Origin of the sequence: Arthrobacter sp. D5-1 (assembly GCF_017357425.1) — a bacterium.
GTDB lineage: Bacteria > Actinomycetota > Actinomycetes > Actinomycetales > Micrococcaceae > Arthrobacter.
The window spans coordinates 1,855,125-1,874,242 of sequence record NZ_CP014571.1; the positions used below are offsets into that span (position 1 = coordinate 1,855,125).

Sequence of the window (19,118 nt, forward strand, 5' to 3'; positions counted from 1 at the left end):
TTCACTCAAACGTAGGGCAGCCACAGGCGTTTATCAAACATTTGTTCTAGCGAGTCTCGACACCGTTCGTTGATAAGTGCTAAAAATGTCATAGCAAGGTTCGAATATGTGTTCTATAAACCTGATGCTGACGCCGGCTGTTCGAACGAAGTGTTCGAACTGACGGAGTTGGGCAGGGGAACACACAGAATTGGCAGCCATGTACCGGGACCCGGCGCACGGCAATAGCTCAGAAGGGCTCAGCTCATGTCCGCAATCACTACGTTCGCTGATTTCCGCACCACCCAGGCGCCTGCGCGTCTGCGCCTGACCCGACGGGGACGGATGGTCTTCTTCGGTATCCCGGCGATGCTGCTGGTGGCTGCGCTGCTGAGCCTGGCTGGATTTATCACGTCACCGGCCAAGGCTTCGGATTCCCAGGCGCAACTCCAACCGCCCGTCGCTGTCACTGTTACGGTTCAGCCGGGACAATCGCTGTGGGGCATCGCCGGAGCCGCTGCTCCTGAGCGGGATCCCCGCGACGTGATTGCGGAGATCATCCAGCTCAATGACCTCCGTGGCGGCCGTATCCAGCCGGGTCAGCAACTGTTCGTGCCCGCAAATTAGTACGTTGCATGCCCGCATGAGCCGGCCACCCGGCGTCACAGTTAGTCGGCAGTCCCGGCGGCCCCTTAAACTGTGGTGGTGAGTGACCAGCTTGAGCGACTTAACCGACTACCCCTTCGGACCAACCTGCGTGGACTGAGCCCTTACGGTGCTCCGCAGCTTGACGTCCCCATTTTGCTCAACGTCAACGAAAACACCCATGGCGTCCCGGCTGATGTGCAGGCAGCCATCACAGAAGCTGTTGCTGCTGCGGCCACGGGGCTCAACCGCTACCCGGACCGGGAGTTCACGGAACTTCGCCAGGCGCTGGCCGACTACCTTGGTCACAATCTTTCCCCGGACAACATCTGGGCAGCCAATGGCTCCAATGAGGTTCTGCAGCAGATCCTCCAAGCATTTGGCGGACCCGGCCGGAAAGCACTGGGATTCCCGCCCACGTATTCCATGTACCCGTTGCTGGCCAGCGGCACGGATACCGAATACGTCCGCGGAGTCAGGGCTGACGACTACGGCCTCGATGCTGCCTCCGCCGCTGCACAGGTCCGGGAGACAGGTGCCAACATCGTGTTCCTGTGTTCACCCAACAATCCCACGGGAACAGGTCTGGGGCTGGATGTCGTTGAGGCTGTTTATGAGGCAGGCGAAGCCAGCCAGGCAATAGTGATCGTGGACGAGGCTTACCACGAGTTCGCACACGACAATACCCCGAGCGCCCTGACCTTGTTGCCGGGACGCGAGCGTCTGATCGTTTCCCGCACCATGAGCAAGGCCTTTGCCCTTGCCGGTGCCCGACTGGGCTATATGGCTGCTGCTCCCGAGGTCACGGATGCCATCCGGCTGGTCCGGCTTCCGTACCACCTGTCCGCTGTTACCCAGGCAACCGCCCTGGCTGCGCTCAACCACCGGGAGGCCCTCATGGCCGACGTTGAGGACATTAAAGTCCAGCGCGACCGGATTGTGACCGAGCTCCTGCGCATGGGCTTGAAACCTGCGGAGTCGGACTCCAACTATGTCTTCTTCGGCGGACTCAAGGATCCTCACACGATCTGGCAGGGCCTGCTTGACGCCGGCGTGCTGATCCGCGATGTCGGGATTCCCGGCCACCTCAGGGTCACTGCTGGAACCGAACCGGAAACCACGGCCTTCCTCGAGGCGCTGGAAGCGCTGCTGGACGGCGGGGCGTCACAGCCCGCCTAAACTTGTCCATAGACCCAACCCACTCTTCGTGTATAAGGACGTCCCAATGAGCGAAACCGGCGCCACGCCGTCCGCTGCCCGCACCGCGCGCATGGAGCGCACCACCAGCGAATCCTCCGTCCTGGTGGAGATCAACCTGGACGGATCAGGTGTCTCGGACATCAGCACCTCGGTTCCGTTCTACGACCACATGCTGACGGCGCTGTGCAAGCACTCGTTGATTGACATGACCGTGAAGGCCACCGGCGATACCCACATCGACGCCCACCACACCGTTGAAGATGTTGCCATCACCTTTGGCGAGGTGCTGCGGACCGCTTTGGGCAACAAGGCGGGCATCCGCCGCTTCGGCGAAGCCACTGTTCCTCTGGATGAGGCCCTTGCCCACGCTGTGGTGGACGTTTCCGGCCGCCCGTACCTCGTTCACGGCGGAGAGCCGGCCGGCCAGGAGTACCACTTGATTGGTGGTCACTTCACTGGTTCATTGACCCGCCACGTTTTCGAGGCCATTACCCTGCACGCCGGGATTTGCCTGCACATGAACGTTCTCGCCGGCCGCGATCCCCACCACATCGTGGAAGCCCAATTCAAAGCCTTTGCCCGGGCACTCCGTGCTGCAGTGGAATCCGATCCCAGGGTCGAGGGCATCCCCTCCACCAAGGGGGCATTGTGAGCGGTCAGGTCCTGAAGGACGGGGCAGTCGCCGACACCATCGCTTCGGTCAAGCCCGAGTCCCCGGAAGGCAAGCCCACCGTCACGGTGCTCGACTATGGTTCGGGCAACGTACGTTCGGCTGTGAGGGCACTGGAGCGTGCCGGCGCCCATGTAGTGCTGAGCTCCAAGCCTGAAGACGTGCTTAACGCCGATGGCCTGGTGGTTCCCGGTGTCGGTGCTTTCGAGACCGTCATGAAGGAACTCAAGGCCGTGGATGGCATCCGGATGATCGGACGCCGGGTCGCCGGCGGCCGGCCTGTGCTGGCCATCTGTGTTGGTCTGCAGGTTCTGTTTGAAGCCGGTGTGGAACACGGCACCGAGTCCGAGGGCATGGCCGAGTGGCCTGGCAAGGTGGAGCTCCTGCCTGCTCCCGTCGTCCCGCACATGGGGTGGAACACCGTGGATGTCCCGGAAGGATCCAAGCTTTTTGCCGGCGTCGAGCAGGAGCGTTTCTATTTTGTGCACTCGTACGGTGTGCAGGAATGGAACTTCGACGTTGTGCAGCCCCGCATGGCCCCGCCGCAGGTGACGTGGTCCGAGCATGGCGCACGGTTCATTGCCGCCGTGGAAAATGGGCCGCTCTGCGCTACCCAGTTCCACCCGGAAAAGTCGGGGGACGCCGGGGCGCGCCTGTTGCGGAACTGGGTGGACGGCCTGAAAAAGACCCCTGCTCCAGCAGCGGAAACCTCCGGAAGCGGTGCCGCCTAGATGTGGTCTGTTGTCCTCATGGGCCTTGCCGGCGTGCTGGTGGGCGGCGGTATTTCCTTCCATCAGCAGAAGAAGCCCCGCTGGGTTTCCATCTCTTTCTACGTGCTGGCAGGGTTGTCCCTGCTGGCCGCCTACCTCCTGACGCTGCCCGGTAACTGAGCCGGTCACCAAGAACACGCGTCAAACCTCGAACTCCAAGGACCCACATGACCACCTCTGCCCAGCCTGTTCTGGAACTCCTGCCCGCCGTCGACATCGTTGACGGCCAGGCAGTCCGCCTCCTCCAAGGAGAGGCCGGCTCGGAGACCAGCTACGGAACGCCTTTGGAAGCAGCCCTGAACTGGCAGAATGCCGGTGCCGAATGGGTTCATATGGTGGACCTCGACGCCGCCTTCGGTCGCGGCAACAACGCGGACCTCATCAGTGAGGTAGTGAAGCAGCTGGACGTCAAGGTAGAGCTGTCCGGTGGCTTGCGCGATGACGAATCGTTGGAGCGCGCCTTGGGGCTGGGTGTCGCGCGGGTGAATCTTGGCACGGCAGCGCTCGAGAACCCCGAGTGGACCCGCAGGGCCATTGACCGCTTCGGTGACAAGATCGCCGTCGGACTTGACGTCCGGGGTACCACCCTTGCCGGCCGGGGCTGGACCAAGGAGGGTGGCGACCTTTGGGAAGTCCTGGCCCGTCTTGAGGATGCCGGCTGTGCGCGCTACGTCGTCACGGACGTCACCAAGGACGGAACCTTGCAGGGGCCCAACGTGGAACTGCTGCGGCAGATGGTGGAGAAGACCGGAAAGCCTGTTGTCGCCTCGGGAGGCATTTCCAGCCTTGAGGACCTCCGCGTCCTGCGTGAACTCGTGCCTCTGGGCGTAGAGGGTGCCATTGTGGGCAAGGCCCTCTATGCCGGTGCCTTCACGCTGCCCGAAGCCCTGGACGTTGCCGGTCGTCGCTGATGCCCCACGACGCCCAACACCCGCATGGTCACCAAGGCCACCTTGGTGCAGGCAGCCGGCACCTGCCGGGCCACATTGCCGCCGCCCTGGCCGGGGCCGGGGGAGCGACTGACTCTGCCGGGCAACCGTGGGCAGGCAGGAGCCTTAGTGGGGACGACGCCAGGATCCATAACTTTGAGGACGACGACGGAACGGCCGACGCCGGCTACGTCACCGCAATTTCCGCTTTGATCAACGGCACCGGAACCGAGGCCGATGTTGTCGCCTCGCTGGCTACTGCACGGGTGTTTGTTCCCGTTGTTGCGCAGTTGGCAGAGGAAGCCGTTGGTGTTGATGGGCTGCATGCTGACAAGCAGGCGGATATGGCATTGGTCACACTTAAGGCGCCTGATGGTCGCAAAGCCATGCCCGTCTTTACTTCGGCGGCTGCGCTGGAGGCTTGGCATGGGGAAGCCCGTCCCGTGGCGGCTTACGCGGCCCGCGCGGCTCTTTCCGCGGTCTCCGAGGGTGCGCAGTTGCTGGTGTTGGATCCAGGGTCGGACTTCACGTTCGTGGTCCGACGCCCGGCCATGTGGGCCCTCGCCCAACAGCGGGACTGGACGCCGTCATACCTTGATGATCAACTGGAGTCTGCTCTCGCTTCAACCGTGTCAGGTTTCCGGACCGTGCGCCGGCTGGAGACGCAGCCCGGCGCAGGCGTTGCGTCGTTGACGGCTGACGGGCGGACGGTGTCCGGCGGTGGCTCGGGTCCGGAGTTGCGGGTGGTGCTCTTCCTTGAAGATGGCCTCGACGCGGTGGCCGTGCAAACTCTGGTGGCGCAACTCAATGAGGCGTGGGCACGGATGGATTCCTTCGCTGAAGGCGTTGACTCCATTGAAGTGAAATTGCAGCGTGCGGCGCAGGAGCCTGGGCTGCACTAACGGCAGCCGGTTCCCCGGTCTGCCCCGGGGGAACAAGAGGATTTAGCCAGTGAATTTCGCTCTCTACAAGGAGATGCTGTCCATCCGCCCTGTCCGGCGCTTGCTGGTGGTGGGCATGATCGCCCGTATTCCGCATTCTGCTGCCGGCGTTCTCCTCACCCTGCATATCGTCCTGACCTTGGGCCAGGGCTACGCAGCCGCGGGTGCAGCAGCGGCCGTGATGACCATTGGCATCGCCTTGGGCGCGCCGTGGCGGGGCCGCAGGGTGGATATGGTGGGCCTGAGGAAGGCCCTGATCCCCTCGGTGGTCTCCGAGACTGTGATCTGGTCGATCGTCCCGCACGTATCTTATGAGTGGCTTCTGCCGTTGGTCTTTGTCGGCGGGCTATTCACCTTGCCGATCTTCAGTGTTGTACGTCAGTCACTGGGAGTCATGGTGGAGGGGGAACAGCGCCGGTCTGCGTTCGCCCTCGATTCCATCGCTACTGAACTCGTCTTCATGATAGGTCCGGCCGTTGGCGCCATTGTTGCCACAAGCGGCCACTCGGCGATAGGCCTGACTGCGGTAGGTATCTCGGTCTCCGTGGCTGGACTCTTCCTCATGTGGTTCAACCCGCCAACACGAAGCGAGGCGGCCTGCACGCCGGAGGAGTCCGCGGACCGGGCCGCAGCGGATCTAGCTGCCGCTGAAGCGGCCATGGTGGCCTCGGCGCCGGCTCATGTCCAGGAAGCGGCATCGGAAATGGCGTCCTCAACGTCGCGCAGTGCAGCCCTCCGAAGCCGTGTGGCCAGGAATTTCACGTGGTTCACCGCATCCGTGGCTGCCCTCTTCACGGTGGCGGCCGGTTCAGGTATGGTGCTCAGCGGCTCGGATGTGAGCATCGTCGGGTTGCTGGAACGTGGCGGGCACGAGAATGAAATTGGCATCGTGTTCTTCTTCTGGTGCGCCTCATCCGTGGTCGGCGGATTGATCTACGGCTCCATGAAGCGCTCCATTTCGCCCATGTTGCTGCTGCTGGGCATGGCCGCCCTGACCATCCCCATGGGATTTGCCCAGGACACCTGGACCCTGGCTTTCCTGTCACTCCTGCCGGGCCTGTTATGCGCACCCGTCCTGTCCGCGTCGTCGGAGAAGGTCGCCGACCTCGTGGACGAGGAACGCCGCGGCGAAGCAATGGGCTGGTACGGCTCTGCCCTGACGGCCGGCGTTGCGCTGGGCGCCCCTTTGGCCGGCGTTTTCATCGACGCCGTGGGTCCTTCAGCTGGATTCGCGGCCATCGGTTTGGCAGGCGTCGTGCTCTGTATTGCAGGCTTGGTCCTGACTTCCCTGCGTCGACGCGCGGCCCGCGTCTGACAACACGCCAAGCGGAAGAAAGCACGACGGCGGGTCGACCACATGGGCCGGTTCTAGCGGTCGTTGCAACACCCAGAATTTTTGGGAGTTGCAACGACCGTGTCGTCTTTAAAGAAGGTACCGGTAAACCGGCGGATGTACGCGCCTGAGCTAAGGACTCAGTTCTTTCAAGCCCTTGATCGTCTTGGCAGCGTCACTGCCGCAGCTTCGGAACTTGGACTGAATCGGGTGACTTGTTACCAGTGGTGCCGGAAGGCCGGCGTCCGGAACGAGAAGGTCGTCAGGACGCAGTACGCGCCAGAGCAGAAAGAAGAGTTCTTCACGGTCCTCCGGCGCGTGGAGAGCGTGACTCTGGCCGCTGCCGAACTTGGTTTGAACGTCAATACCTGCCACCGCTGGGCCTCGGAAGCGGGAATTGCCAGCAAAGCCCCAGGATCCGACCGGCGGGAAAAATTCCTCCGGCTGCGGAAGGTCGGAATGAGCCGAAGCGAAGCCATCACCGCCGTAGGTGTCAATCCTAAGACCGCCCGGGAGTGGGAACGCGGGATCAGGAAGTCTGGTGGGCGACGCATTTATCCGGATGGCCGGGTGGTCGATTACAAACGTGGTGTGACCACTAAGACCTCTTCCACCGGCACACCAGGAGTGGTGCCGGTGGAAGTATCAGCGTTAGAGAAACCTATTGACCCGCGATACCTCAATGTTCAGGAACGGGAATTGATCCGGGATCTGCAGGCAGCTGGCTCCTCGGTGAGGGCGATCGCCCGCACCATCGGCAGATCGCCTTCAACAGTCAGCCGGGAGCTGGCACGAAATACCGACCCCCTCCTGGGCTACTTGCCCCACGGAGCGCATCGCAAGGCAGCTACCCGGCGGAGGCGGCCCAAGTCCGCCAAACTGGCCATCGAGTCGGGCCTGCGCAACTACGTGAAAGACAAGTTGCTCCTACGCTGGTCTCCAGAGCAGATCAGCCACACCCTGGTCGAAGAATTCCCCGACAGACCGGAGATGCGCGTGAGCACCGAGACCATTTATCAGGCCCTCTACCTCCAGGCACGGGGCGGACTCAAACGCGAGGTCCAGGCAGCGCTACGCACCGGCCGGACCCGCCGGAAACCCCACCGCACGGACGAGCAGCGCACCCCCAGATTCGTCGACCCGATGATCATGATTTCCGAACGACCACCCGAGATCGAGGACCGCGCGGTGCCCGGCCATTGGGAGGGCGACCTCATCACCGGGGCCCTGAACCAGTCCGCGATCGCGACCTTAGTCGAGCGCACCACCCGATACGTGATGCTCGTCCACCTCCCGGGCGACCACACCGCCGAAACTGTCCGCGACGGCCTCATCAAAACAATGGCGACATTGCCGGCACACCTGCGAGGCTCCCTGACCTGGGACCAAGGCGCCGAAATGGCAGCCCACAAATCCTTCACCCTCGCCACCGACATGCAGGTCTATTTTTGCGACCCCGCCAGCCCCTGGCAACGCGGCTCAAACGAAAACACCAACGGCCTGCTACGCCAATACTTCCCCAAAGGCACCGACCTATCCGCCTACGGACCCGAAGACCTCGAACACGTCGCCCAGGAACTCAACGGCCGCCCACGCAAAACGCTCGGCTGGAAAACCCCAGCCGAGCGCCTACGTGATTTACTACTAACCACCTAACCAACAGGTGTTGCAACGACTCCTAGAAACCGCCCATGTGGTCGACCCGCCGTCGTTGAAATCTGTTGCAGTTGCCGGCTAGTTCACCGGACCGGTGAACTTTTCGCCGGGGCCCTTGCCTGGAGCATCGGGAATCAGTGATGCCTCGCGGAAGGCCAATTGCAGAGAGCGAAGCCCATCGCGCAACGGTCCGGCGTGCTGTGAGCCGATCTCCGGGGCGGCTGCTGAAACGAGGCCGGCAAGGGCTGTGATCAGCTTGCGGGCTTCGTCGAGATCCTTGAGGTCCTCGGCGTTGGGGTCATCCGCCAGGCCAACTTTCACGGCAGCTGCGCTCATCAAGTGAACGGCGCCAGTGGTGATGACTTCTACGGCCGGGACTTCAGCGATGTCGCGGATCTGCTGGGAAACCCCGGCATCAGCGGCAGGCGAAGCCGCGTTTTCGCTGTAGGAGTTGCGGGAATTGCTGTCTTCAGTGCTCATACTGGTAAGCTTGTCACAGACCGACTGGAAGTCGTTATTCACGGCCAACATCAGCAGTAATGCTCCCGCCACGTGCAATGTGCGCTTGGCGGGTTGTTTCTGTAGAATTGTCTTTCAGTTTGCAAGCGGAGTTCTCTCCCACCCGCGTCAGCCGTTCCCATCAGGGACATGATCCCTTTCGGGACAAGAGGTTGCCGGGTACCTGGTCGGACACGTGGGCGGCACAGCCACCCATAGTGCGTACTTCCCGCAAGGGGAGTGCAGCCGATCTTCGAGGCCTTCGATTGCACCAGCAATTGGGGGCCTTCTCTATTTGCCGGTGATATCACCACAACCACAGGAGCTTTAACATTAGCGAGCCAAGAATCAATGAGCGTATCCGCGTCCCCGAGGTGCGGTTGGTCGGCCCTGCCGGCGAACAGGTAGGAATTGTCCGCATCGAGGACGCCCTGCGTCTTGCTGCCGAATCCGATCTCGATCTCGTTGAAGTTGCCCCGCAGGCTAAGCCTCCTGTTTGCAAGTTGATGGACTTCGGCAAGTACAAGTACGAGGCTGCAGTCAAGGCCCGCGAAGCCCGCAAGAACCAGACCAACACGGTTCTGAAGGAAATTCGCTTCCGCCTCAAGATCGACAAGCACGACTACGAAACCAAGCGCGGCCACGCACTTCGCTTCCTCGGTGCCGGTGACAAGGTCAAGGCCATGATCCAGTTCCGCGGTCGTGAGCAGCAGCGTCCGGAGATGGGCATCCGCCTGCTCCAGAAGTTTGCCGAGGATGTTGCCGAGGTTGGCATCGTTGAGTCCAGCCCGCGCATTGATGGCCGCAACATGGTCATGGTGATCGGTCCGTTGAAGAACAAGGCTGAAGCGAAGGCAGAAGCCCGCCGTGCAGCCCAGCGTGCAGAAGCCAAGGCCCAGAATGAGGCCAAGGCGTCGGGACACGTGGACACCACTGGTGACCAGGCTCCGCTGACGCAGACCTTGGGTGACCTTCTTCCGGCCGGCCTGCTGGCTGGCAAAGACGAGACCACGCAGGAAACTGTGGAGGCTCCCGAGGCTGAAGCAGCCGTTGCCGAAGAGGCACCGGTTGTTGAAGAGGCCCCGGCAGTTGAAGAGGCAGTGGCAGTCGAGGAAGCTCCTGTTGCAGAGGAAGCTCCGGCGCCTGTTGTCGAAGAAGCACCCGTAGTCAAGGAAGCCCCGGCTCCCAAGGCTGAACCGGCCAAGGCAGCACCTTTAAAGGCTGCACCGGTTGAAAAGGCTCCGGCAGCGAAGGCTGCCCCGGCCGAAACACCGAAGCCTGTGGTTCCGGCCGCTCCGAAGCCCGCGGTTCCTGCGGCTCCGAAGCCCATGGCCAAGCCGGCAGCTCCTAAGCCGGCAGCTCGGCCCGCGGCCCCCAAAGCCGCGCCGAAGCCTGCTTCACGCAAGACCAACTAACTAGTTCAACGCCGCGGAGGCTCCGCCTCCACCGGCAAGCAACCAGCATGCCGGCCCTCGCAGGCCGGCTGCGCGAAAGAATCGCGGATTCGTCCGTGGATACGTAAGGAGATCGGTTCCCATGCCGAAGATGAAGACCCACAGCGGTGCTAAGAAGCGCTTCAAGCTGACCGGTACCGGCAAGCTGAAGCGTCAGCAGGCCAACCGCCGTCACTACCTGGAGCACAAGTCCTCCAGGCTGACCCGTCGCCTCGCCGGCGACAAGCTCGTCTTCAAGGGCGATGCCAAGGTCATCAAGAAGATGCTCGGCGTCTAAGTTCCAAGTTCTTTGGTTGCTGCCATCCGGCAGTTGCCGACTACACCAAAAGCCTTCTCAGGCCGGCCGGGTTTCCGGCAGTAGCAGCTTGGGATAAAGATTTCTGAAGGAGTACGCACGTGGCACGTGTGAAGCGGGCGGTAAACGCCCACAAGAAGCGCCGGGTTGTCCTCGAACGCGCCAAGGGTTACCGCGGTCAGCGTTCGCGCCTGTACCGCAAGGCCAAAGAGCAGCTGCTGCACTCGTTTGTGTACAGCTACGGTGACCGCCGTAAGAAGAAAGGTGACTTCCGTCGCCTCTGGATCCAGCGCATCAACGCTGCATCCCGCGCCAACGGCCTCACCTACAACCGTCTCATCCAGGGCCTGAAGGCCGCTGAGGTTGAGGTTGACCGCCGCATGCTGGCCGAACTGGCTGTCTCTGACGCCAACGCTTTCGCCGCTCTGGTGAACGTTGCCAAGGCTGCACTTCCGGCTGACACGTCGGCTCCGGCCGCCAAGGCCGTAGCTGCTCCGAAGGCTGCAAAGGTTGATCCGGCTGCCGCCACGGCAACGGCTGTCAAGGCTGTCGTCTCCGAGAAGCCCGCCATCGATGGCGCAGTTGCCGCTGATGGCGACGAGGCTCCGGAAGGCTACGCCATCAAGGGCAACGCCGAGTCCAAGAAGTACCACGTTCCGGGTTCCACCTGGTACAACACCACCGCTGCTGAATACTGGTTCTCCACCGTTGAAGCTGCAAAGGCTGCCGGCTTTGAGCCTGCAGGTGGCGAAGCACGCCAGCAGATCAAGAACTAGTCGCAACAGCCACTAAAGTTCTTTATATGAACGAAACCGGGCGCCCGCAAGACTTTTCGATGACCAACCCCCGAGCTGATCGGGTGAGGGATGTCGCCAAGCTTGCCGGGCGCCCGGCGCGTTTAAAACGCGGACGCTTCCTCGCAGAGGGTCCGCAGGCGGTACGCGAGGCGTTGAGCCTGCACCGTGAGCGCACCGCGGCGGGAGGTCCCGCCGTCGTGCATGAAGTTTTTGCCAGCGAAGCGTGCCTGGACCGTCTTCCGGAACTGGCAGACCTCGCGCAGGGAACGCCGCTCCGGCTTGCAAGCGACGAAGTTCTGGCCGCGATGGCGGACACGGTGAATCCGCAAGGAATCGTGGCCGTGTGCAGTTTTGTTGACGTCAGCTTGGAATCAGTGCTCGACGCCGGCCCGCGCCTGATCGCTGTTATGTGCCAGGTGCGGGACCCCGGCAACGCCGGCACGGTCCTTCGTGCAGCTGATGCGGCCGGTGCTGATGCCGTGATCCTGACGGGCTCGAGCGTGGACATCTACAATCCCAAGGCTGTCCGATCCACGGCCGGTTCCCTGTTCCACCTCCCAGTGGTGCTTGGAGCCGAGGTTGAGGATCTGGTGGAGCGCTGCAGGGAGCGCGGTATCGGCGTCCTTGCCGCGGACGGCTACGGGACCGTGAACCTGGACAAGCTCCAGGACGAAAATGCTGCCCGGAGGTTGGGGAATGATTCTGTAGCTTCTGTGTACGCTCTTGAGGCGCCTACGGCGTGGCTGTTCGGCAATGAGGCGCAGGGTTTGTCAGACGCCGAGCTGTCGCTCGCTGACCACCGCGTGGCTGTGCCCGTCTACGGATCGGCTGAGAGTTTGAATCTGGGCACAGCAGCCACTGTGTGCCTTTACGCCAGTGCACGCTCCCAGCAGGGTGCCACAACGCAGGCGCTGTACGAGGCCTGGGAATAGTTCCAGCGCCCGCACAGCATCGAGGGATTAGCTGGCAAGCGGTCGTTTGCGTTCCAGCAGGCCGCTGAGCAGGGCTACGCCCAGGCCCAGGATGGCCAGTACCGCCCCCACAAGGGCGGGCGCCACGTAGCCCCAGCCCCACGCGATTACGGTGCCGCCCAGGAAGGCTCCGAGGGCATTGGCGATATTCAGGGCCGAGTGGTTCAGCGAGGACGCCAGGGACGCGGCTCCCGGGGCAGCGTCCAGCAGGCGTGTCTGCAACGCCGGAGTCAGCATCGAACCGACGCCTCCCACAACGAACGCCATGATGAACGCTGCCCAGGCCCAGTGCGCTGCGATGGCGTAGACCACCAAGGCCACGGCGATTCCCGGCATTACCCAGTAGATGGTGCCCATGACGGATTTGTCGGCAATTCGCCCGCCCACGATGTTGCCCACCACCATGCCGAGGCCGTAGAGGGCCACGACAGCTGGAATGAGGCTCTCGGGGATTCCTGCCACAGATGTCATGGTGTGGGCGATGTATGTGTAGACGGCGAAGAACCCGCCGAAGCCGATGATGCCGATGAGCAGGGCCAGCCACACCTGCAGGCGCTTGAGGGCGCCGAGTTCACGACGGATGCTGGCATCGGGGTGGGCTGCTTCGAAGGGGACGAACTTCCACACCATGGCAACGGTCGCCAGTCCGATGGCACCAACAATGATGAAGAGCAGCCGCCAGCCAAAGGTTTGTCCAACCCAGGTGGCCAAGGGCACGCCGATGACGTTGGAAACTGTGAGGCCGGCCATCACCATGGAGATTGCCCACCCGCGCTTGGTTGGTGCAACGAGCCCGGCGGCGATGACGGCGGCCACGCCGAAGAAGGCTCCGTGCGGAAGGCCCGAGGCGAAGCGGGAGAGCAGCATGAAGCCGTAGTCCGGTGCGATGAAGGATGTCAGGTTCGCCAATGAAAGGAAGAGCATGAGTCCCAAGGCGAGGTGCTTCTTGGGGAGCTTGGCCCCGAATGCGGCGAAGATCGGTGCGCCGATGACCACGCCAAGGGCGTAGGCCGAAATCAGGTTTCCTGCCTCAGGTGTGCTGATGCCGAGTCCCTCCTCCACTTCCTTCAGGAGGCCCATCATGGCGAACTCGGTAGTACCTATGGCGAACCCGCCCATGGCCAACGCCAGGATGGCCAGGCCAAGGTGGCGCCTTGTTGCTTTAGCGTCGGTGGACGGGGACACAGTGGTAGTCATAAGCCTGTTTCTTGAGGGTGCCTTGTGGGCTGGGGAATGCGGAGAAAATCCGATAACAAGTTTAGTCCCGTGGCTTGTCGTTGACGCAGGAATGTGACGATGCCCATCAAGTGGCCGCCCCTAGACTGGGGGAGTGACTGCACTGATAAATGTTGTTGGCGCTGCGATCGTCGACTCCCTTGAAGTACCCACCCGCCTTCTTGCTGCGCGCCGCTCAGCACCACCGCAGTTTGCCGGTATGTGGGAATTTCCGGGGGGCAAGGTGGAGGCCGGCGAGACTGCAGAGGCCGCCCTGCATCGGGAACTGGCCGAGGAGCTTGGCATTGAGGTTCAGCTGGGACACGAGTTGGAGTCAGGTCAACCGGAAGGGTGGGTCCTCAACGATCGGGCCGCAATGCGGGTCTGGTTTGCGGAACTGACAGCTGGCGAGCCCGCTCCGCTGGAAGACCACGATGAACTGCGGTGGGTTTCGCTGAGGGGCGGTATTGAAGCTCTGAGCCTTCCTTGGATCCCGGCGGACTTCCCCATTGTCCGGGCTCTGCTTGACCGCGTAGTCGCACCTGCATAACAGGGCCGGCTCAGAAGAGCGGCTGCTGTCCTGGGAGTGTGCCTGCGCCCACCTCAGGGGCGGCGGACCCCTGCGCCGGGCGGGCGTTGCGGTGGCTGAATCCTGAAGTCCGGGTGTAGCCGTACTTCGCTTTGAAATGGGTGATCCGGCCGGTCAGCCAGGTGCTGTATTCCTTGGAAACGTAAGAGCCTTGGCCGTAGAGGCGGCGGTACTTGCCGACGAGTTCGGGGTGCTGGGCCGCCAGCCACTGCATATACCACTCCCGCGTTCCTGGCTTCAGGTAGAGGGCTCCGGCGGTGACGCCCGTGGCGCCGGCTTTGGCCAGTTCGCTGAACAACGAATCGAGGGCTTCGTCCGAGTCGGTCAGCCACGGCAGGATGGGCATCGCCATGACGCCGCAACCCAGTCCAGCATCCCGGAGCCGGGAAATCAGTTTGAGCCGTGCCCTGGGGGAGGGGGTACCGGGTTCCACCAGCTCGGCGAGATCTTCATTGGTCATGGCGAGCGAGATTCCGAGGTCCACGGGCACCATGGTGGCAGCGTGCTTAAGCAGTGGGATGTCCCGGGCCAGCAGGGTGCCCTTGGTCAGGATGGAGAAGGGTGTGCCCGAGTCCGCCAGCGCACGGATGATTCCGGGCATCAGGGCGTAACGGCCTTCGGCGCGTTGGTAGGGGTCGGTGTTGGTCCCCAAGGCCACTTGATGCCTTTTCCAGGAGGGTTTTGTGAGTTCCCTCCGGAGGACTTCGGCGGCGTTGATCTTCACCACCACCTGGGAATCGAAGTCACGCCCGGCGTCGAACTCCAAATAGGTATGGCTCTTGCGGGCAAAGCAGTAGACGCACGCGTGGCTGCAGCCGCGGTAAGGGTTCACCGTCCATTCGAACGGCATGGCAGAGCCCGAAGGCACCTTGTTGAGCACTGACTTTGCGGTGACCTCATGAAAGGTGACTCCGGAGAATTCGGGTGTTGAGATGGAACGCACCAGCCCGGCCAGCGGCAGCAACGCATCCATGGCCGGGGCAGGGCCTGGAACTGGAGAGCCGCCGTCGTCGGACGCCGGTCCACGCTTGGGTGACAGTGCTTGTGCGTCCCATCTCATGAACTCCATTCGAAGGTATGTTCGAATGAATGTCAAGGACCGCCGAGGTGAATTAAGGAAAGCCGAGGGCCAAGCGTTGCTAAGGTTGGCCCATGATTCTGCTGACTGGCTTCGAACCGTTTGGCCGGGACGATGTCAATCCTTCCTGGCATGCGGTGCGCCGCGCACGGGACATTCTGCGGGCTGAAGGCCTGGATGTCGAAGCCCGGGAGCTGCCGTGCGTCTTTGGTGACTCGGCCGCAGCACTCACCGAGGCAATGGCCACCACTAAGCCGGACCTTGTGATCTGTGTGGGATTGGCCGGCGGACGTGCACGGATATCCTTGGAACGGGTGGCCATCAACTGCGATGACGCACGGATCCCCGATAACAAGGGCCAGAAGCCTGTGGACGAGGAAGTAGTCCCCGGTGGCCCGGCAGCGTACTTCTCTACCCTGCCCATTAAGGCCGCGTTGCGGGACCTCCAGATTGCTGGAATCAAGGGCGAGGTTTCGCAGTCGGCAGGAACATACGTCTGCAACCACCTTTTCTACGCGTTGATGCATTTGCTCGCATCGACCCCAACCATCCGTGGCGGTTTCGTGCACATCCCTTATCTCCCGGAACAGGTGTCCCCGGAAAGCGGTACCCCGTCCATGCCCTTGGAATCCATGGCGGAGGGTCTTGCCGTCGTGGTACGGACGGCCCTACAGACGCAGGTGGACGCTGCCTTGGGTGCCGGCGCCATCCACTAGAGAAGCTCCCATTCCACAGTGACGCTGGCGGTGACGGAGGACTCTCCGGCTTCAACGGGCAGGGATTCAGCGGAAAAAGATGCCCTTACCATCCCGCCCAGAGGAATGGGTGCGCCATGGACGGGCTCTTGGGCAATGGATTTCACTTGCCCCAGCCGGGCAGAAGCCAGCGATGCGTACTGTTGGGCACGTGCCAGTGCGTCCAGCCAAGCCGCTTCCTGCGCCTGTGCGGTCACCGAGGTTGCATCGGCGAAGCCTTGCTCGATCCCATTGATCCTGATGTCGTCGCCACCGGCCGCCACTGCCGCGGCGATGGCTTCCGGTGCATCCGCGTGTGAGCGAATTCCCACCTGCAGCGTGGTGGACGCCACATACGCTGTGACCTTCTGGCCTTGGCCTTCCACCCACACCAGCTCGGCCCGAAGGTTCAGGCCGCTGGTCCGCAGGTCGACGTCCGTGACGCCGGCCTCCCGCAAACTGGCCGCGACAGCGCCGGCCGCCTTCCCGGCGTCGTCGTAGGCCTTGGTGGCAGTGTCCCGGCGTGTTTCCACGCCAAGCGTCAACGTGACCAGGTCCGGAACTGCTGTGGCGCTCGCAGTCCCCGTTACGGTGATGGTTCGCTTCATGCTTATGCCTCGATTCGATGGCCGGCAGGTCCGTCCGGCCGGTTGTGGTGGTCGATGTAGCCGCCCGCCGCGAGGCCGGCCTGGCGCTCGAAGAAGTTGCTCGAGCCCGGATTCCCGCTGCGCAGCATGGACCACGCGGCGGCGACGCCGTAGAGGGCAAGGAACGGAAGTCCCAGGCAGTAGGCGTACTGGGTGCTGTGCCGCTCCTCATGTCCCAAGAGCACGGGGTTCGTTCCGGCAACGCCATGGGGCGCCCGGTACAGGATCACGTTCCCCAGCGTGAATGCTCCGGCGTGGGGGAGTTTCCAGCCATACCCGGCTGCTATCAGGAGGCCGCGTGGCCCGCGGGTCAAGGTGCTTCGGGACGCAGCGGCTACCGCGAGTCCCAGTGGTGTAGACAGGTTTACGACGTTGGCGATCTGCCGCAGGCGTTGCGCGGGAGTCATGAAGCCATGCTAGACCCGTCGCGTATGGCACGGCATGAGCGGCAGGGATACGCTGTTCGAGCACTCATCGGTGCAGGGGAATGAATGGGGGAAGAAACGCGATGAACATTAAACGCGCCGTGGGCGTGGTGGGTGTCCTGCTTGCAGTCATGGTGGCTTTGACCGGCTGCGTCAAGCTGAACATGTCCGTCAAGGTGAACAACGAGAAAAGCGTGGACTACGAGGTTGTTTACGCGATCCAGAAGTCGGTACTGGGCGATAAGTCCTTTGAAGAATTCATGGAGTCAAACGGCAGCGGCAGTGGCAGCCAGGAGATGGACATCCCGGAGGGTGCCACCGTGGTGGACTACGAGGACGAAAAGTACAAGGGCAAGCGGATCACAGCCGCCAACCTTGACCCTGCGAAGCTCGCCGAGTCGTCCAGCTCCGAGAACCCTTTCGAACTGAAGAAGGAGGGTGACTTCTATGTCCTCTCCATGGGCGGCGTGACCGGGATGGACAGCAGCGATCCCCAGGCCTCCAGCATGGCAAAGTCAATGTTTGACGAAGCCACGGTCAAGTTCACGTTCCCCGGCAAGGTCGTCGAAGCAACAGGTGCGACCGTGGACGGCAACACTGCCACCTTCGACATGCTGACCATCAAAGAGACTGCGGTCCAGGCCAAGGCCGAAGCCAACGCCGGCGTTCCGATGTGGTTCATCTGGATCCTGGTGGCCGTCCTGGTGATCGCCGCTGGGTTGGTTCTCCTGTTCCTGCTGCTGCGCAGGAAGTCCGCGCAGCAAACGCCAGCGCTCGCAGGGGCTGCGCCGTACGGCCAGCCGGGTTACGCTCCCCAGCAGGACTCCTACCCCCGGCAGCCAACGCAGTCACCTCAAGCGGACTGGGCAGGGCAGGGTTACACTCCTGGGGCGCCGCCGGCTCAGACCGTACCGCCTGCCCAGGTCCCGCAGCCGCCTGCCCAGCAGTTCCCGACGCAGCAGCAGCCTGCGACGCCACCCGTCCAACGGAACGACGACGGCCAGTCGCCACCGCCGCCCATGGCACCGCCCGCTTAGGGCGGCGAGGAACTCCTGGCGATTTCCGCCGTCGTGCCGTTCATATGGCGGGACGCGTCTTGGTGGGTTAAATCCAGTCCATGACGTTCAACTAGACTGAAGGGTAGTGCCTGCCGTCCGCGGCGAGCACTGCCCTTTCGTTTTGCAGGCCTGCCTTGCCGGCCGCTCCCGACTCGTAGCTAAGAACAGTAGATGACTGACACTTTGCCAGGCGCTGCCATCCCGAATCCGCTGGATGAAGCCGCCATCACCGCCGCCGTCGAGGATGCCATCGCCGCAATTGCGGCTGCTTCCTCCCTTGATGAACTCAAGGCTGTCCGCCTCGCCCACACCGGCGAGAAGTCGCCACTGAGCCTCGCCAACCGTGAAATCGGTGGGCTCGCCAAGGAGCACAAGGCCGCCGCCGGCAAGCTCATGGGGTCCTCCCGCGGCCGCGTCAACCAGGCGCTCGCTGCCCGGACCGAGGTTCTCGAAGCCGAGAACGACGCCCGTATCCTGGTCGAAGAAACAGTGGATGTGACGGCCGCTCCGCGTCGTCGCCGGGCAGGTGCACGTCACCCGCTGTCCACGCTTCAGGACCGCGTCTCAGACATCTTCGTCGGCATGGGCTGGGAAATCGCTGAAGGCCCAGAGGTGGAGTCCGAGTGGTTCAACTTCGATGCGCTGAACTTCAAGCCGGACCACCCCGCCCGCGAAATGCAGGACACGTTCTTCGTGGAGCCCCCGGAAGCCCACCTGCTGATGCGCACCCACACGTCCCCGGTGCAGGTCCGTTCCATGCTGGAACGTGAAGTCCCCATCTACGTGCTGTGCCCCGGCAAGGTGTTCCGCACGGATGAGTTGGACGCCACGCACACGCCTGTCTTCCACCAGTTCGAGGGCCTGGCGATCGACAAGAACCTGAGCATGGCGGACCTGCGCGGCACGTTGGAGCACTTCGCCCGCCAGATGTTCGGTGACGAAGCCTCCATCCGCCTGCGCCCCAACTACTTCCCGTTCACGGAGCCTTCCGCGGAACTGGACATCTGGCACCCGGGTGCCAAGGGCGGTCCGCGCTGGATCGAGTGGGGTGGCTGCGGCATGGTCAACCCCAACGTCCTCCGTGCAGCGGGCATCGATCCGGACATCTATTCAGGTTTTGCCTTCGGCATGGGCATTGAGCGCACGCTCATGTTCCGCAACGAGGTCGGCGATATGCGCGACATGATCGAAGGCGACGTACGTTTCAGCGAGCACTTCGGGATGGAGATCTAAC

22 protein-coding genes are annotated in these 19,118 nt (G+C 62.8%); 17 read left to right on the plus strand and 5 right to left on the minus strand.

Annotated elements, in window-relative coordinates; genetic code table 11:
* Window positions 1-246 precede the first annotated feature (246 nt).
* From AYX22_RS08495 to AYX22_RS08535, 9 genes are all read left to right on the plus strand, one after another.
* On the plus strand, window positions 247-606 hold the full coding sequence (locus tag AYX22_RS08495; protein ID WP_207597037.1) for a LysM peptidoglycan-binding domain-containing protein: 360 nt from the start codon (window positions 247-249) through the stop codon (window positions 604-606).
* A 78-nt stretch (window positions 607-684) separates the two neighbouring features.
* Window positions 685-1,803 (plus strand): histidinol-phosphate transaminase, encoded by a 1,119-nt coding sequence (locus AYX22_RS08500; protein ID WP_207597038.1) that lies wholly within the window; start codon window positions 685-687, stop codon window positions 1,801-1,803.
* A gap of 46 nt (window positions 1,804-1,849) precedes the next feature.
* The gene (gene hisB / locus AYX22_RS08505) at window positions 1,850-2,476 is read left to right on the plus strand and encodes an imidazoleglycerol-phosphate dehydratase HisB (RefSeq protein WP_089594411.1); all 627 of its coding nucleotides are present in this window, start codon (window positions 1,850-1,852) and stop codon (window positions 2,474-2,476) included.
* A complete protein-coding gene (hisH, locus tag AYX22_RS08510) occupies window positions 2,473-3,225 on the plus strand; it encodes an imidazole glycerol phosphate synthase subunit HisH (RefSeq protein WP_207597039.1) in 753 nt (250 codons plus the stop codon). The genes hisB and hisH overlap by 4 nt, the downstream gene beginning before the upstream one ends.
* Window positions 3,226-3,384: a hypothetical protein gene (locus AYX22_RS08515; RefSeq protein ID WP_198318392.1), complete on the plus strand. Its 159-nt coding sequence runs from the start codon at window positions 3,226-3,228 to the stop codon at window positions 3,382-3,384.
* 47 nt (window positions 3,385-3,431) lie between these two features.
* Window positions 3,432-4,175: a bifunctional 1-(5-phosphoribosyl)-5-((5-phosphoribosylamino)methylideneamino)imidazole-4-carboxamide isomerase/phosphoribosylanthranilate isomerase PriA gene (priA, locus tag AYX22_RS08520; RefSeq protein ID WP_207597040.1), complete on the plus strand. Its 744-nt coding sequence runs from the start codon at window positions 3,432-3,434 to the stop codon at window positions 4,173-4,175.
* Window positions 4,175-5,095 (plus strand): SseB family protein, encoded by a 921-nt coding sequence (locus tag AYX22_RS08525; protein WP_207597041.1) that lies wholly within the window; start codon window positions 4,175-4,177, stop codon window positions 5,093-5,095. The genes priA and AYX22_RS08525 overlap by 1 nt, the downstream gene beginning before the upstream one ends.
* 49 nt (window positions 5,096-5,144) lie before the next feature.
* On the plus strand, window positions 5,145-6,449 hold the full coding sequence (locus AYX22_RS08530; RefSeq protein ID WP_207597042.1) for an MFS transporter: 1,305 nt from the start codon (window positions 5,145-5,147) through the stop codon (window positions 6,447-6,449).
* 477 nt (window positions 6,450-6,926) lie between these two features.
* Window positions 6,927-8,123 carry an IS30 family transposase gene (locus AYX22_RS08535; protein ID WP_207597452.1) on the plus strand — a complete coding sequence of 399 codons (1,197 nt, stop codon included), beginning with the start codon at window positions 6,927-6,929 and terminating at the stop codon, window positions 8,121-8,123.
* 78 nt (window positions 8,124-8,201) lie between these two features.
* On the opposite strand, the gene AYX22_RS08540 is transcribed toward AYX22_RS08535, so the two are convergent.
* Window positions 8,202-8,603 carry a DUF1844 domain-containing protein gene (locus AYX22_RS08540; RefSeq protein ID WP_089597300.1) on the minus strand — a complete coding sequence of 134 codons (402 nt, stop codon included), beginning with the start codon at window positions 8,601-8,603 and terminating at the stop codon, window positions 8,202-8,204.
* A gap of 392 nt (window positions 8,604-8,995) precedes the next feature.
* Here AYX22_RS08540 and infC point away from each other — a divergent pair, with 392 nt between their 5' ends.
* From infC to AYX22_RS08560, 4 genes are all read left to right on the plus strand, one after another.
* Window positions 8,996-10,036 (plus strand): translation initiation factor IF-3, encoded by a 1,041-nt coding sequence (gene infC / locus AYX22_RS08545; RefSeq protein ID WP_242703572.1) that lies wholly within the window; start codon window positions 8,996-8,998, stop codon window positions 10,034-10,036.
* 121 nt (window positions 10,037-10,157) lie between these two features.
* Entirely contained in the window at window positions 10,158-10,352 is a 195-nt protein-coding gene (gene rpmI, locus AYX22_RS08550) for a 50S ribosomal protein L35 (protein WP_011774324.1), read from the plus strand.
* A gap of 119 nt (window positions 10,353-10,471) precedes the next feature.
* On the plus strand, window positions 10,472-11,146 hold the full coding sequence (gene rplT / locus AYX22_RS08555) for a 50S ribosomal protein L20 (RefSeq protein ID WP_207597043.1): 675 nt from the start codon (window positions 10,472-10,474) through the stop codon (window positions 11,144-11,146).
* 26 nt (window positions 11,147-11,172) lie between these two features.
* Complete coding sequence (locus AYX22_RS08560; protein ID WP_207597044.1) at window positions 11,173-12,099, plus strand: RNA methyltransferase; 927 nt, start codon at window positions 11,173-11,175, stop codon at window positions 12,097-12,099.
* Between the two features lie 27 nt (window positions 12,100-12,126).
* Here AYX22_RS08560 and AYX22_RS08565 read toward each other — a convergent pair whose 3' ends face one another.
* On the minus strand, window positions 12,127-13,335 hold the full coding sequence (locus AYX22_RS08565) for an MFS transporter (protein ID WP_207597045.1): 1,209 nt from the start codon (window positions 13,333-13,335) through the stop codon (window positions 12,127-12,129).
* A 133-nt stretch (window positions 13,336-13,468) separates the two neighbouring features.
* Between AYX22_RS08565 and AYX22_RS08570 the strand changes: the two genes are divergently transcribed.
* Window positions 13,469-13,903 carry a (deoxy)nucleoside triphosphate pyrophosphohydrolase gene (locus tag AYX22_RS08570; RefSeq protein WP_207597046.1) on the plus strand — a complete coding sequence of 145 codons (435 nt, stop codon included), beginning with the start codon at window positions 13,469-13,471 and terminating at the stop codon, window positions 13,901-13,903.
* Window positions 13,904-13,913: 10 nt separating this feature from the next.
* Here AYX22_RS08570 and AYX22_RS08575 read toward each other — a convergent pair whose 3' ends face one another.
* Window positions 13,914-15,002: an Rv2578c family radical SAM protein gene (locus tag AYX22_RS08575; RefSeq protein ID WP_207597047.1), complete on the minus strand. Its 1,089-nt coding sequence runs from the start codon at window positions 15,000-15,002 to the stop codon at window positions 13,914-13,916.
* A gap of 92 nt (window positions 15,003-15,094) precedes the next feature.
* On the opposite strand from AYX22_RS08575, the gene pcp reads away from it, so the two are divergent.
* Window positions 15,095-15,736 (plus strand): pyroglutamyl-peptidase I, encoded by a 642-nt coding sequence (gene pcp / locus AYX22_RS08580; RefSeq protein WP_207597048.1) that lies wholly within the window; start codon window positions 15,095-15,097, stop codon window positions 15,734-15,736.
* On the opposite strand, the gene AYX22_RS08585 is transcribed toward pcp, so the two are convergent.
* On the minus strand, window positions 15,733-16,362 hold the full coding sequence (locus AYX22_RS08585; protein ID WP_207597049.1) for an SIMPL domain-containing protein: 630 nt from the start codon (window positions 16,360-16,362) through the stop codon (window positions 15,733-15,735). The two genes, pcp and AYX22_RS08585, sit on opposite strands and share 4 nt — an antisense overlap.
* Window positions 16,363-16,364: 2 nt before the next feature.
* A complete protein-coding gene (locus tag AYX22_RS08590) occupies window positions 16,365-16,808 on the minus strand; it encodes a hypothetical protein (RefSeq protein ID WP_207597050.1) in 444 nt (147 codons plus the stop codon).
* Between the two features lie 101 nt (window positions 16,809-16,909).
* On the opposite strand from AYX22_RS08590, the gene AYX22_RS08595 reads away from it, so the two are divergent.
* Window positions 16,910-17,863, plus strand: coding sequence for a hypothetical protein (locus AYX22_RS08595; protein ID WP_207597051.1), 954 nt, complete (start codon window positions 16,910-16,912; stop codon window positions 17,861-17,863).
* A 192-nt stretch (window positions 17,864-18,055) separates the two neighbouring features.
* A complete protein-coding gene (gene pheS, locus AYX22_RS08600; RefSeq protein WP_207597052.1) occupies window positions 18,056-19,117 on the plus strand; it encodes a phenylalanine--tRNA ligase subunit alpha in 1,062 nt (353 codons plus the stop codon).
* Window position 19,118: the final 1 nt, after the last annotated feature.

Excerpts from the sequence above, each read along its gene's own strand:
- AYX22_RS08495 (WP_207597037.1), top strand. The coding sequence starts at position 247 with ATGTCCGCAATCACTACGTTCGCTGATTTCCGCACCACCCAGGCGCCT.
- hisB (WP_089594411.1), top strand. The coding sequence starts at position 1,850 with ATGAGCGAAACCGGCGCCACGCCGTCCGCTGCCCGCACCGCGCGCATG.
- AYX22_RS08515 (WP_198318392.1), top strand. The coding sequence starts at position 3,226 with ATGTGGTCTGTTGTCCTCATGGGCCTTGCCGGCGTGCTGGTGGGCGGC.
- priA (WP_207597040.1), top strand. The coding sequence starts at position 3,432 with ATGACCACCTCTGCCCAGCCTGTTCTGGAACTCCTGCCCGCCGTCGAC.
- AYX22_RS08525 (WP_207597041.1), top strand. The coding sequence starts at position 4,175 with ATGCCCCACGACGCCCAACACCCGCATGGTCACCAAGGCCACCTTGGT.
- AYX22_RS08535 (WP_207597452.1), top strand. The coding sequence starts at position 6,927 with ATGAGCCGAAGCGAAGCCATCACCGCCGTAGGTGTCAATCCTAAGACC.
- AYX22_RS08540 (WP_089597300.1), bottom strand. The coding sequence starts at position 8,603 with ATGAGCACTGAAGACAGCAATTCCCGCAACTCCTACAGCGAAAACGCG.
- rpmI (WP_011774324.1), top strand. The coding sequence starts at position 10,158 with ATGCCGAAGATGAAGACCCACAGCGGTGCTAAGAAGCGCTTCAAGCTG.
- AYX22_RS08560 (WP_207597044.1), top strand. The coding sequence starts at position 11,173 with ATGAACGAAACCGGGCGCCCGCAAGACTTTTCGATGACCAACCCCCGA.
- AYX22_RS08565 (WP_207597045.1), bottom strand. The coding sequence starts at position 13,335 with ATGACTACCACTGTGTCCCCGTCCACCGACGCTAAAGCAACAAGGCGC.
- AYX22_RS08575 (WP_207597047.1), bottom strand. The coding sequence starts at position 15,002 with ATGAGATGGGACGCACAAGCACTGTCACCCAAGCGTGGACCGGCGTCC.
- pcp (WP_207597048.1), top strand. The coding sequence starts at position 15,095 with ATGATTCTGCTGACTGGCTTCGAACCGTTTGGCCGGGACGATGTCAAT.
- AYX22_RS08585 (WP_207597049.1), bottom strand. The coding sequence starts at position 16,362 with ATGAAGCGAACCATCACCGTAACGGGGACTGCGAGCGCCACAGCAGTT.
- AYX22_RS08590 (WP_207597050.1), bottom strand. The coding sequence starts at position 16,808 with ATGACTCCCGCGCAACGCCTGCGGCAGATCGCCAACGTCGTAAACCTG.
- AYX22_RS08595 (WP_207597051.1), top strand. The coding sequence starts at position 16,910 with ATGAACATTAAACGCGCCGTGGGCGTGGTGGGTGTCCTGCTTGCAGTC.
- pheS (WP_207597052.1), top strand. The coding sequence starts at position 18,056 with ATGACTGACACTTTGCCAGGCGCTGCCATCCCGAATCCGCTGGATGAA.